Here is a 12,473-nt window from a genome sequence, read left to right as displayed (position 1 = left end):
GTGAACGAACGTATAACCACCAGCGTCGATGCTTTCTCGGCCGCCGAGCTTGCCTCGGAGGAAAGTCGCGCCTCCGCGACTCCGATGATGGAGCAGTACATCGAGATTAAGGCGAACAATCCGGGTTCGCTCCTGTTCTATCGCATGGGCGATTTCTACGAATTGTTCTTCGAGGACGCCGTCGATGCGTCGCGTGCGCTCGGCATCACGCTCACCAAGCGCGGCCAGCATATGGGCCAGGATATCCCGATGTGCGGGGTGCCCGTGCATGCCGCCGACGATTATCTGCAGAAGCTGATCTCACTGGGTTTCCGCGTGGCCGTCTGCGAGCAGGTGGAAGACCCGGCCGAGGCGAAGAAGCGTGGCGGCAAGTCTGTCGTCCGGCGCGATGTCGTGCGTCTGGTGACGCCGGGCACGATTACCGAGGAAAAGCTGCTCTCGCCCTCGGAATCCAACTATCTGATGGCGCTGACGCGCATTCGCGGCGGCGCCGAGCCGCAACTGGCGCTCGCCTGGATCGACATTTCGACTGGTGTCTTCCGGCTGGCCGAAACGGAAGCCTCGCGGCTGCTCGCCGATATCCTGCGCATCGATCCGCGCGAGCTGATCCTGCCGGATACGATGTTCCACGATCCGGAGCTGAAGCCGGTCTTTGACGTGCTCGGCCGCACCGCCGTTCCGCAGCCGGCAGTGCTGTTCGACAGCGCCAGCGCCGAGGGGCGCATCGTGAGATATTTCGGCGTCTCGACGCTTGACGGTTTCGGCACTTTTTCCCGCGCCGAGCTTGCCGCCGCTGCCGCTGCCGTCGCCTATGTCGAAAAGACCCAGATCGCCGAGCGGCCGCCGCTTGGGCTGCCGGAACGCGAAAGCGGCGCATCGACGCTGTTCATCGATCCGGCCACCCGTGCCAATCTCGAACTGGTGCGCACGCTCTCCGGCGACCGCAACGGCTCGCTCCTGAAGGCGATCGACCGCACCGTGACCGGTGGCGGCGCTCGTCTGCTCGCCGAGCGACTGATGTCGCCGCTCACCGATCCCCAACGCATCAACGAACGGCTGGATTCGATCGGCTTCCTTGCCGAGGAGCCCTCTCTTTGCAGCGATCTGCGGACAGCGCTGAAGCACGTGCCCGATATGCCGCGCGCCTTGTCGCGCCTGGCGCTTGACCGTGGCGGCCCGCGCGATCTCTGGGCGATCCGCCAGGGGCTGGGCGCGGCTGCCGATATCGCCCGTATGCTCGGTGCAGCACTTCTGCCGGAAGAACTGAAGGCTGCATTTGCTGGGCTCGGTGCCTTGCCTGACGATCTCGAAGCCCTGCTCGCCGCCACGCTCGCCGACGAACTGCCCTTGCTGAAGCGCGACGGCGGCTTTCTGCGGGAAGGGGCGAATGCCGAGCTGGACGAGGTGCGCGCGCTGCGCGACCAGTCGCGTCGCGTCATCGCCGGCCTGCAGCTGCAATATGCCGAGGAAACCGGCATCAAGTCGCTGAAGATCAAGCACAACAATGTGCTCGGCTATTTCATCGAGGTCACAGCCGGCAATGCCGGTCCGATGACCGATACGTCCGAGGCCAAGGCGCGCTTCATTCACCGGCAGACCATGGCGAACGCCATGCGGTTCACCACGACCGAGCTTGCCGATCTCGAAAGCCGCATCGCCAATGCCGCGGACAAGGCGCTCACCATCGAGCTCGAAGCCTTCGATCGCATGGTCGCGGCAGTTGTCGCCAATGCCGAGCCGATCAAGGCCGGCGCCCGTGCGCTGTCGGTAATCGATGTCGCGGCGGGCCTTGCGCTGCTCGCCGAGGAGCAGGCCTATTGCCGGCCCATTGTCGACGCGAGCCGCATGTTCGCCATCGAAGGCGGCCGCCATCCGGTCGTCGAGCAGGCGCTGCGCCGCCAGGCCGGCGGACCTTTCGTCGCCAACAATTGCGATCTGTCGCCCAAGGCTGACGGCAAGGATGGCGCCATCTGGCTTTTGACCGGCCCGAACATGGGCGGTAAATCGACCTTCCTGCGCCAGAACGCGCTGATCGCCATTCTCGCGCAGATGGGTTCTTTCGTGCCTGCCGCATCGGCGCATATCGGCATCGTCGACCGGCTGTTCTCGCGTGTCGGCGCTTCCGACGATCTGGCGCGCGGCCGCTCCACCTTCATGGTCGAGATGGTCGAGACGGCGGCGATCCTCAATCAGGCGACCGAGCGCTCGCTGGTCATTCTCGACGAGATCGGCCGTGGCACCGCCACCTTCGACGGTCTTTCCATCGCGTGGGCCGCCGTCGAGCATCTGCATGAAGCCAATCGCTGCCGCGGCCTCTTCGCCACGCATTTCCATGAGCTGACCGTGCTGTCGGAGAAGCTCGGGCGACTCTCCAACGCCACCATGCGCGTCAAGGAATGGGATGGCGACGTCATCTTCCTGCATGAGGTCGGGCCGGGTGCTGCGGACCGCTCATACGGCATCCAGGTGGCGCGGCTTGCCGGTCTGCCCGCCTCGGTGGTGGCGCGCGCCCGCGACGTTCTGACGCGGCTTGAGGATGCCGACCGAAAGAATCCGGCAAGCCAGCTCATCGATGATCTGCCGCTCTTCCAGGTGGCGGTTCGCCGCGAGGAAGCCTCCGGCCGGCGCGCGCCGTCCATGGTCGAGGAGAGGTTGAAGACGCTCGATCTCGACGACCTGACCCCGCGCGCCGCCCTCGATGTGCTCTACGAGCTGAAGAAAACTGTGACCAAGGCCGGCTGACCGAAGGCGATTTCCAAGGACAATACAATGCATATCGAAAATCTTCTCGCCGAGGTCCGCATACTGGCCGATCGCTTTTCCCCCATCGCCGCGCGTGGCAAGATCTGCGGCGAGGGCGAGGCGCCGGATTGCGAGTCCGATCGCGGTCTTCTGAACATTGCCCTGTCATGCAGCCGTATTTCCGACATCTGCTCGAGGATCGCAAATGCTGGCTATTGGGAATGCGAGCGCGAAATGGTGACGCAGATCGGTGCCCAATCGCGAAACATATTATATAGCTTGAACGAGCTCAGACGGGCGCTTGATATGCCGAGGCCCTAAAACCGCCGATTTCTGCGTCGATTGCCGTCACGCTTCGTCAACCTTGACCCGATAGAAATCCTGAGATCGTCGATTAGACAGGTTTGGCTCAGGCTGGATTATGGAAATTCGGGCGTAGAATGCCTGTGTCAATCGCTGGGCAAAGAGGCTATAGCGCATGCAGACGAAAAGACAGGCGCGCCAGCGGTGGGCCGCGGTCAACGAACAGGAATCCGGTCGGCAAAGCATGGAAATGCATGACATCGATTTTCCCGCCATTCTCGACGTTCCCTCTCTGAGGGCGGAATGCGAGGCCCTTGCCAACCGTCATCTGGATAAGAGCGAGGAGCGGTCCGCTCTGCTCGCTTTGTTGAAGAAGGCGAGCCAGGAAGGGCGCGAAGAAGCGCGGCGGTTGCTGGCGGCCCAAGGCGGCGGGCTGGATTGCGCCCATCGAATTTCCTGGCTCCAGGACCAGATCATCACCGTTCTCTACGATTTCACCGTTCACCACGTCTATCCGAATCAGGCCGGCAACTTCTCTGTCACCGCCGTTGGTGGCTATGGCCGCGATACGCTGGCACCGGGCTCGGATATCGACCTTCTGTTTATCTTTCGGCCGAAGCCGGACAGCGAAACACACAAGGCGGTCGAATTCATCCTCTACATGCTCTGGGATATGGGCTTCAAGGTCGGCCACGCCACGCGCACCGTCGAGGAGTGCATACGCGAGGCGAAATCCGACATGACGGTGCGCACCGCCATCCTCGAGACGCGCTATATCTGCGGCAGCGAGCCCTTAGCGCACGAGCTGGAAACACGCTTCGACAAGGAAATCGTCACCAATACCGGCCCGGAATTCATCGCCGCCAAGCTGGCCGAACGCGATGAGCGCCACCGCAAGGCCGGCGACACCCGCTATCTGGTCGAGCCCAATGTCAAGGAAGGCAAGGGCGGCCTGCGCGATCTGCACACGCTGTTCTGGATCTCCAAATATTACTATCACGTCCGCGATACTGTGGAATTGGTGAAGCTCGGCGTGCTCTCGAAGCAGGAATACCGCCTCTTCGAGAAGGCCGAGGATTTCCTCTGGGCCGTGCGCTGCCACATGCACTTCCTGACCGGCAAGGCCGAGGAGCGGCTTTCCTTCGATATCCAGCGGGAGATTGCCGAGGCGCTTGGTTACCACGCCCGCCCCGGCCTTTCCGCCGTCGAACGCTTCATGAAACACTATTTCCTCGTCGCCAAGGATGTCGGCGATCTCACCCGCATCCTCTGCGCGGCGCTTGAGGACCAGCAGGCCAAGGCGACGCCCGGTCTTACCGGCGTCATCAGCCGCTTTGCCAATCGCTCGCGCAAAATCCCCGGCACCGTCGAGTTCGTCGAGGATCGCGGCCGCATCGCGCTCGCCAATCCCGAGGTCTTCAAGCGCGATCCGGTCAGCCTGATCCGGCTGTTTTTCGTTGCAGATATCAACGGTCTGGAATTCCATCCGGACGCCTTGAAGCGCGTCACCCGCTCGCTCGGCCTGATCGACAGCGATCTGCGGGAGAATGAGGAGGCGAACCGGCTTTTCCTCTCCATTCTCACCTCCAAGCGCGATCCTGCGCTGATCCTGCGCCGTATGAATGAGGCCGGCGTCCTCGGCCGCTTCATTCCGGAATTCGGCAAGATCGTCTCGATGATGCAGTTCAATATGTATCATCACTATACGGTGGATGAGCATCTGATCCGCGCCGTCGAGGTGCTGTCGGAGATCGACAAGGGCAAGGCCGAGGATATTCATCCGCTGACCAACAAGCTGATGCCTGCTATCGAGGATCGCGATGCGCTTTACGTTGCGGTGTTGCTGCACGATATCGCCAAGGGCCGCGAGGAGGATCATTCCGAAGCCGGCGCCAAGGTGGCGCGCAAGCTCTGCCCGCGCTTCGGCTTGTCGCCGAAGCAGACCGAGCTTGTGGTGTGGCTGATCGCCGAGCATCTCACAATGTCGATGGTCGCCCAGACGCGCGACCTGACTGATCGCAAGACGATCATCGATTTCGCCGATCGGGTGCAGTCGCTCGACCGGCTGAAGATGCTGCTGATCCTGACGGTCTGCGACATCCGCGCCGTCGGCCCGGGTGTGTGGAACGGCTGGAAGGGCCAGCTTCTGCGCACGCTCTATTATGAGACCGAGCTGCTGCTGGCCGGTGGCTTTTCCGAGGTCTCGCGCAAGGAGCGGGCGGAAGCCGCTGCCAATGCGCTCGAAGCGGCATTGGATGATTGGGGTCAGAAGGCTCGCAAGGCCTATGTCAAGCTGCACTACCAGCCCTATCTTTTATCCGTGCCGCTGGAAGATCAGATCCGCCATACGCGGTTCATCCGCCAGACGGACAAATCGGGTCAGGTTCTGGCGACCATGGTGCGCACAGACAGCTTCCACGCCATCACCGAAATCACTGTCTTGTCGCCGGACCATCCGCGCCTTTTGACCGTGATCGCCGGCGCCTGTGCTGCGGCGGGCGCCAACATCGCCGACGCACAGATCTTCACGACGGCCGATGGCCGCGCTCTCGACACCATCCATGTCAGCCGCGAATTCCCCGACGATGCCGATGAGCTTCGCCGCGCAGGCACCATCGGCAAGATGATCGAAGACGTCCTTGCCGGCCGCAAGCGGCTGCCGGAAGTCATCGCCACGCGCACGAAGAACCGTCGCAAGAACAAGGCCTTCGTCATCCCGCCGTCGGTGACCATCTCCAACAGCCTGTCCAACAAGTTCACCGTCATCGAGGTCGAATGCCTCGACCGCACCGGCCTTCTGTCGGAAATAACCTCGGTTCTCTCGGATCTGTCGCTCGACATTCACTCGGCGCGCATCACCACCTTCGGCGAAAAGGTCATCGATAGCTTCTACGTGACCGATCTCGTCGGGCAGAAGATCTCCAACGAAAACAAGCGAGCCAATATCACCGCGCGCCTGAAGGCGGTCATGGCGGGTGAAGAGGATGAGGTGCGCGAGCGCATGCCCTCCGGCATCATCGCGCCCGCCGCCACGCGCACTTCCGCCGCCGAAAAGCCAGATACTGAAAAGAAAGCCGGTTCAGCCGCATGAGCCTCGTTAGGAAATTCATCACGGTCGGTGGCGCGACGCTTGGCAGCCGTGTCTTCGGCTTCGCCCGCGAAACGTTGATGGCCGCCGCCCTGGGCACCGGACCGATGGCCGACGTGTTCTACGCCGCCTTCCGCTTTCCGAACCTCTTCCGCCGCCTGTTCGCCGAAGGCGCCTTTAATGCCGCCTTCGTCCCGCTTTTCGCCAAGGAGATCGAGGCGAACGGCATCGAGGGCGCGAAGCGCTTCTCCGAGGAAGTCTTCGGCGTTCTGTTTTCCGTCCTCTTCCTGATCACCGTCGTCATGGAATTGGGCATGCCGCTGATCGTGCGCTGGATCATCGCGCCTGGCTTTGCCGGCGATCCGGACAAGTTCTCGATCACGGTGCGCATGGCCGCCGTCATGTTTCCCTATCTCATGTGCATGTCGTTGACGGCAATGATGAGCGGCATGCTGAACTCGCTGCATCATTTCTTCGCGGCCGCCGTGGCGCCCGTCTTCCTGAACGTTGTCATGATCGGCGCACTGTTCTATTCGCTCTATTTCGGCGCTGTGCCGCTGCAAACAGCCTGGTATCTCTCCTGGGGCGTGCTTGCCGCCGGCATCCTGCAGTTGTTTGTCGTCTATGTCGGCGTGCGCTATGCCGGCATCAGCATCGGTTTCCGCTGGCCGCGCTTCACGCCGAATGTGAAGCGGCTGCTGATCCTTGCCATACCCGCCGCCGTCACCGGCGGCATTACGCAGATCAACCAGATGATCGGCCAGGCGATCGCCTCCAGCCGCGAAGGTGCGATCGCGGCCCTGCAATATGCCGACCGCATCTATCAGTTGCCGCTCGGTGTCGTCGGCGTTGCCGTCGGCGTTGTTCTTTTGCCCGAACTCGCGCGTGCCTTGAAATCAGGCCATCTGAAGGAGGCCGGCAATCTGCAGAACCGTTCGATCGAATTCGTGCTGTTCCTGACCTTGCCGGCGGCCATGGCGCTTTGGGTTCTCTCGGACGACATCATCCGCGTGCTCTACGAGCGCCGCGCCTTCCATCAGGAAAACACGATCATCGTCGGCTCGATCCTGGCGATCTACGGCCTGGGCTTGCCGGCCTTCGTGCTGATCAAGGCGCTGCAGCCGGGCTTTTATGCCCGCGAGGATACCAAGACCCCGATGCGGTTCTCAGGTGTTGCGGTCGCCACCAACTGCGCGATCGCGCTCAGCCTCTTCCCCTACATGGGCGCACCCGGCATCGCCGTCGCCGAAGCGACCGCCGGCTGGATCAGCACCGTGCTGCTCTTCACCACGCTCTTGCGCCGGGGCCATCTGACCTGGGAGTGGGGACTTGCCCGCCGCGCCGTGCTGCTGCTCGTTTCAGCCGGCGTCATGACCGGGATGATCATTTTTCTTCAGCATCGCTGGGAACCGTATCTGGCGTCCGGCACGTCTTTGCTGACCAAAGTCGGCACGCTCGGCCTGCTGATCGCAATTTCCATGCTGGTCTATTTTGTGGTCGCTTTCCTCATCGGCGGCGCCGATCTCGGCATGATCCGCCGCAACATGAACCGCAAGCCGGCAGCATCAACGCCGGATGCTGAGGCGGTGAAGGGGAGCGACTAAGCTCCTTAGCCCCGCGATGCGGGGAGAAGGTGGCTTGGAGCGATCGAACGGAGTGAGATTGCGGCAAGTCGGATGAGGGGCCTTCACGGATGTCGGCACAGAGATAAACTCTGCCGGCCCCACCATCGCTGCGGCTGGCCAGGATAATCTGCCGATGCCGGACTTTTGTGCTTGGCCCCTCACCCTAGCCCTCTCCCCGCCAGCGGGGCGAGGGGACGGCTTTACCAAATGCGGAGTTCTTCCATGCCCCAATCCCTCTTTCTCGTCGCCCTCGTCGTTGATGATTATGATCGTGCCAAGGCTTTCTACTGCCATTGCCTCGACTTCGACTGCCTGCTGGATGAGCTGCAGCCGGAGGGCAAGCGCTGGGTCGTGATCAAGCCGAAGGGCGGAGAAGGGGCGGCGCTGCTGCTTGCGCAGGCGGCCGATGACAGGCAGCGCGCCGCGATCGGCAACCAGACCGGGGGCCGCGTCGGGTTCTTCCTCAAGACCGACGATTTCGCCCGCGATCATGCGGCGATGAAGGAGAAGGGCGTGCGCTTCCTGGAAGAGCCGCGCCATGAGGTCTACGGCACCGTGGCGGTCTTTGCCGACCCCTACGGCAATACCTGGGATCTGATCGAGCATTCTTCGTGAGTCTCAACGATATAGCCTCTTGATCCCGGCCTGTCCGGCGTGCATAAGCCGCTCGAAACCAAGGGTCGAGCGCTGCTCGCCCGGGCCCTCCACAAGCCTTTCGAGGACGACATGACCGAATTCAAGCCGCTGGTATTCTCCGGCGTTCAACCCACAGGCAATCTCCATCTCGGCAATTATCTTGGCGCGATCCGCAAGTTCGTGGCCCTGCAGGCCAACAACGACTGCATCTATTGCGTCGTCGACATGCATGCGCTGACCGCTCAGCTCGTGCATGACGACATGCCGGGCCAGACGCGGTCGATCACCGCCGCGTTTCTCGCCGCAGGCATCGATCCGGAGAAGCATATCGTCTTCAATCAGTCGGCCGTGCCGCAGCACGCCGAACTCGCCTGGATCTTCAATTGCGTCGCCCGCATCGGCTGGATGAACCGCATGACGCAGTTCAAGGACAAGGCCGGCAAGGATCGCGAGCAGGCCTCGCTCGGCCTTTACGCCTATCCAAGCCTGATGGCCGCCGACATCCTGCTCTATCGCGCCACGCATGTTCCGGTCGGCGACGACCAGAAGCAGCATCTGGAGCTGACCCGCGATATCGCCATGAAGTTCAATCTGGACTACATGGAGCACATTCGCCGCACGGGCTATGGCATCGACATCACCGTCGGCGACGAGCCGGTGCATGCCTATTTCCCCATGGTCGAGCCGTTGATCGACGGCCCGGCGCCGCGCGTCATGTCGCTGCGTGACGGCACCAAGAAGATGTCGAAATCCGACGCCTCGGACCTGTCGCGCATCAATCTGCTCGACGATGAAGAGAACATCTCGAAGAAGATCCGCAAGGCCAAGACCGATCCGGACGGCTTGCCGAGCGAAGCAGACGGCCTTGCCGGCCGCCCGGAGGCCGACAATCTGGTCGGCATCTATGCCGCGCTCGCCGACAAGTCGAAGGCGGAGGTTCTCTCCGAATTCGGCGGCCAGCAGTTCTCCGTCTTCAAGCCGGCGCTGGTCGATCTTGCCGTGCAGGTGCTCTCGCCGATCACGAACGAAATGCGCCGGCTGATGGCCGATCCCGGCCATATCGACGCCGTCCTGCGTGACGGCAGCGCCCGCGCCCGCGCTCGCGCCGACGTGACGATGAAGCAGGTCCGCGACATCGTCGGCTTCATCTACTGATGATCTCGTAGACGAGGGCTCCCGTCGAAAAACGGGGGCTTGCAAAACGCCGCCTTCGGGTGTCAGAGTCGCCGCATGGTATCAACACGTCTCTCACGGCTCGAAGGTCATCGCCGCAAGTTCATGGCGGTCATCGACGGCACACCCGAATGCCAGCGCGCCGTCCATTATGCCGGCCGGCGTGCCAAGAATTCCAATGGCGGCCTTGTGCTCCTCTACGTGATCCCCGAGGGCGACTTCCAGCAATGGCTTGGCGTCGAGGAGATCATGCGGGCGGAGGCGCGCGAAGAAGCAGAAGCGGTGACGGCAAAGGCGGCGCAGAATATCCGCGAGAATGTCGGCATCGATGCGGAAATCGTCATTCGCGAGGGATCCGCCGCCGAGCAGATCAACGCCGTGATCGAAGAGGATCGCGATATCGCGCTGCTCGTTCTTGCCGCAGGTTCGGCCAAGGAAGGGCCGGGTCCGCTGGTCTCGTCGATCGCCGGGCGCGCGGCAGCCTTTCCGATCCCGGTGACGGTGCTGCCTGATACGCTGACCAACGAGGAAATCGACGCCCTCAGCTGATCCGTGCGTGCTATTTCTTGAGAATTACTCTCTTGAATAGAGCGGCCAAAAGGCCTATTTTCTTTTGAAGCATTCTAAAGTCGGGACCGGGTTTGTGCCCGCCGCATGGAGATCAAGATGTTCATTCAGACCGAAGCGACGCCGAACCCCGCGACCCTGAAGTTCCTGCCGGGCAAGGTGGTGATGGAAAACGGCACGGCCGAGTTCCGCAGTGCCGAGGAAGCCGAAGTCTCGCCGCTTGCGGCCCAGCTTTTCGAGATCCCGGGCGTCACAGGCGTCTATTTCGGTTACGACTTCATTTCCGTCTCCAAGGAGCAACAGGAATGGCAGCATCTGAAGCCCGCCATTCTCGGCTCGATCATGGAGCACTTCATGTCGGGCAAGCCCGTGATGGGGTCCGCCTCGGTTCTGTCCGAGGTGCAGGATGCAGGCGGCGAATTCTTCGATGAAGGCGATGAGGCGATCGTGCTGACCATCAAGGAACTGCTTGAGACCCGCGTGCGCCCCGCCGTTGCCCAGGATGGCGGCGACATCACCTTCCGCGGCTTCCGTGATGGCAAGGTCTACCTCAATATGAAGGGATCCTGCGCCGGTTGCCCGTCTTCGACGGCGACGCTGAAGCACGGCGTGCAGAACCTGCTGCGCCATTTCGTTCCGGAAGTTCAGGAAGTCGAAGCCGTCTAATCCCCGGCTTTTCGGAAAGTTGACATGATCGTACTGGCGCTCGACACGGCAGGTGTGGATTGCGCTGCCGCTGTGTATGATAGCGGCAGTGATTCTGTGATGGGGGAGGTCACGGAAACGATCGGACGGGGACATGCCGAGCATCTGATGCACGTGGTCGACGAGGCGCTGGCGAAAGCCGGTACGGCGCTCTCAGATGTCGAACGTGTCGTCGTGACGGTCGGTCCCGGTTCCTTCACCGGCATCCGCATCGGCGTTGCCGCCGCACGTGGTTTTGCACTCTCCCTCGATATTCCGGCCGTTGGCGTCACGACCCTCGAGGTCATGGCGGCGGCAGCCGGAAAGCAGAATCCTGGCAAGCCGGTTTTGGCCGCCATCGACGCCAAGCGCGAGGAGATTTATCTCCAGGCCTTTGGCGCCAATGGCGACCCGCTGGACGAGGCACGTGCGGTGACAGTCGATGAGGCGCGGACGATCGCTGCCGCCTTCGACGGCATTGTCACCGGAACGGCTGTCGCCCGGTTGAGCGATGCGCCGCCAGCGGAGCGGCCTGACGCATTTCCGATTGCCGTCGTCGCCCGGCTGGGCGCTGCCAAACCTGTCAGCGAAAAGCCGAAGCCGCTTTATCTTCGCGGACCCGACGCCAGACCGCAGGCCGGATACGCAGTTGCCAGGCAGTAGAAATGCTCGAATCCTATCTCACTCTGAAAGCCGAATACGAAATCATCCCGATGGAGTTAAAGGATTGCGCCGAGGTGGCGCTCCTGCACGGTGAACGATTTTCGCGGGTTTGGGACGAAACCGAATTTCAGGATCTCCTCTCGCAGGACCTGACTTTCGGCTTCGTCGCCCGCCAGACCAATGCCATCTTGAAGAAGGCGCTTCCCGGCTTCGTGCTGGCAAGGCATGTGGCGGGCGAGGCCGAGATCCTGACGATCGCCGTCAATGCCAAGCTCGGCCGCTCCGGCCTCGGCTGGCGGCTGATGCAGGCGGCATTGCGCGAAGCCCGCAATCGCGGCGGCGACACCATGTTCCTGGAGGTCGATGGCGGCAATAAGCCGGCGCTCGGCCTCTACCGCAAGCTTGGCTTCGAGACGGTCGGTGAACGCAAGGCCTATTATGTCAGCGACACCGGCACGAAGTCGTCGGCGCTTGTCATGCGCCGCGTTCTTCGCTAGTCCGTTGTCGCAGTCCAATAGACCGAAGACAGCAATTGATGGATGATCCGGTAAAAACCCTGGAGGAGCTTTGCGCCGAGCGCGGCATGCGCATGACGGAGCAGCGCCGGGTCATTGCACGTATCATCGAGACCTCCGAGGATCATCCGGATGTCGAAGAGCTTTACCGGCGTTCCGTGAAGGTGGATGCGAAGATCTCGATCTCCACGGTATATCGCACAGTGAAGCTGTTCGAGGACGCAGGGCTGCTCGCTCGCCACGATTTCCGCGATGGCCGCTCGCGCTACGAAACGGTGCCGGAAGAGCACCATGACCATCTGATCGATCTGAAGAGCGGCGAGGTGATCGAATTTCATTCGCCGGAGATCGAGGCGCTGCAGGAGCGCATTGCCCGCGAACACGGTTTCAAGCTCGTCGACCATAGGCTGGAGCTTTACGGCATCCCGCTGAAGAAGGACGAAGGTTGAGGTGAAGGCAGTCGTGCGGGAGCGAATG

General features: G+C 62.2%; 11 protein-coding genes. All 11 read left to right on the top strand.

The genetic code is table 11. The annotated features are described in order from the left end of the window. Entirely contained in the window at positions 1–2,742 is a 2,742-nt protein-coding gene (mutS, locus tag GA0061101_RS18370) for a DNA mismatch repair protein MutS (RefSeq protein WP_092574432.1), read from the top strand. Positions 2,743–2,769: 27 nt separating this feature from the next. Beyond that, positions 2,770–3,063, top strand: coding sequence for a hypothetical protein (locus GA0061101_RS18365; RefSeq protein WP_037203011.1), 294 nt, complete (start codon positions 2,770–2,772; stop codon positions 3,061–3,063). A gap of 157 nt (positions 3,064–3,220) precedes the next feature. Beyond that, entirely contained in the window at positions 3,221–6,136 is a 2,916-nt protein-coding gene (locus GA0061101_RS18360) for a [protein-PII] uridylyltransferase (protein WP_037203012.1), read from the top strand. Continuing rightward, positions 6,133–7,737, top strand: coding sequence for a murein biosynthesis integral membrane protein MurJ (murJ, locus tag GA0061101_RS18355; protein ID WP_092574430.1), 1,605 nt, complete (start codon positions 6,133–6,135; stop codon positions 7,735–7,737). Before GA0061101_RS18360 ends, murJ begins: the two co-directional genes overlap by 4 nt. Positions 7,738–7,980: 243 nt before the next feature. After that, positions 7,981–8,373: a VOC family protein gene (locus tag GA0061101_RS18350; protein WP_092574428.1), complete on the top strand. Its 393-nt coding sequence runs from the start codon at positions 7,981–7,983 to the stop codon at positions 8,371–8,373. A gap of 111 nt (positions 8,374–8,484) precedes the next feature. Beyond that, positions 8,485–9,549, top strand: a complete 1,065-nt coding sequence (gene trpS, locus GA0061101_RS18345; protein WP_037203316.1) for a tryptophan--tRNA ligase — start codon at positions 8,485–8,487, stop codon at positions 9,547–9,549. A gap of 75 nt (positions 9,550–9,624) precedes the next feature. Next, positions 9,625–10,116 (top strand): universal stress protein, encoded by a 492-nt coding sequence (locus GA0061101_RS18340; RefSeq protein WP_037203017.1) that lies wholly within the window; start codon positions 9,625–9,627, stop codon positions 10,114–10,116. A gap of 117 nt (positions 10,117–10,233) precedes the next feature. Continuing rightward, on the top strand, positions 10,234–10,800 hold the full coding sequence (locus tag GA0061101_RS18335; RefSeq protein ID WP_037203019.1) for a NifU family protein: 567 nt from the start codon (positions 10,234–10,236) through the stop codon (positions 10,798–10,800). A gap of 24 nt (positions 10,801–10,824) precedes the next feature. Next, on the top strand, positions 10,825–11,481 hold the full coding sequence (gene tsaB / locus GA0061101_RS18330) for a tRNA (adenosine(37)-N6)-threonylcarbamoyltransferase complex dimerization subunit type 1 TsaB (RefSeq protein ID WP_037203021.1): 657 nt from the start codon (positions 10,825–10,827) through the stop codon (positions 11,479–11,481). 2 nt (positions 11,482–11,483) lie between these two features. Further along, positions 11,484–11,978: a GNAT family N-acetyltransferase gene (locus tag GA0061101_RS18325; RefSeq protein WP_047641079.1), complete on the top strand. Its 495-nt coding sequence runs from the start codon at positions 11,484–11,486 to the stop codon at positions 11,976–11,978. Positions 11,979–12,016: 38 nt separating this feature from the next. Then, complete coding sequence (locus GA0061101_RS18320; RefSeq protein ID WP_037203024.1) at positions 12,017–12,445, top strand: Fur family transcriptional regulator; 429 nt, start codon at positions 12,017–12,019, stop codon at positions 12,443–12,445. Positions 12,446–12,473 lie beyond the last annotated feature (28 nt).

Origin of the sequence: Martinezella lusitana (assembly GCF_900094565.1) — a bacterium.
GTDB classification, from domain to species: domain Bacteria; phylum Pseudomonadota; class Alphaproteobacteria; order Rhizobiales; family Rhizobiaceae; genus Rhizobium; species Rhizobium lusitanum.
This window is presented reverse-complemented; position numbering and strand designations above follow the sequence as displayed.

Coding starts and splice junctions, on each gene's coding strand:
- GA0061101_RS18365 (WP_037203011.1), top strand. CDS start 2,770: ATGCATATCGAAAATCTTCTCGCCGAGGTCCGCATACTGGCCGATCGC.
- GA0061101_RS18360 (WP_037203012.1), top strand. CDS start 3,221: ATGCAGACGAAAAGACAGGCGCGCCAGCGGTGGGCCGCGGTCAACGAA.
- murJ (WP_092574430.1), top strand. CDS start 6,133: ATGAGCCTCGTTAGGAAATTCATCACGGTCGGTGGCGCGACGCTTGGC.
- GA0061101_RS18350 (WP_092574428.1), top strand. CDS start 7,981: ATGCCCCAATCCCTCTTTCTCGTCGCCCTCGTCGTTGATGATTATGAT.
- trpS (WP_037203316.1), top strand. CDS start 8,485: ATGACCGAATTCAAGCCGCTGGTATTCTCCGGCGTTCAACCCACAGGC.
- GA0061101_RS18340 (WP_037203017.1), top strand. CDS start 9,625: ATGGTATCAACACGTCTCTCACGGCTCGAAGGTCATCGCCGCAAGTTC.
- GA0061101_RS18335 (WP_037203019.1), top strand. CDS start 10,234: ATGTTCATTCAGACCGAAGCGACGCCGAACCCCGCGACCCTGAAGTTC.
- tsaB (WP_037203021.1), top strand. CDS start 10,825: ATGATCGTACTGGCGCTCGACACGGCAGGTGTGGATTGCGCTGCCGCT.
- GA0061101_RS18325 (WP_047641079.1), top strand. CDS start 11,484: ATGCTCGAATCCTATCTCACTCTGAAAGCCGAATACGAAATCATCCCG.
- GA0061101_RS18320 (WP_037203024.1), top strand. CDS start 12,017: ATGGATGATCCGGTAAAAACCCTGGAGGAGCTTTGCGCCGAGCGCGGC.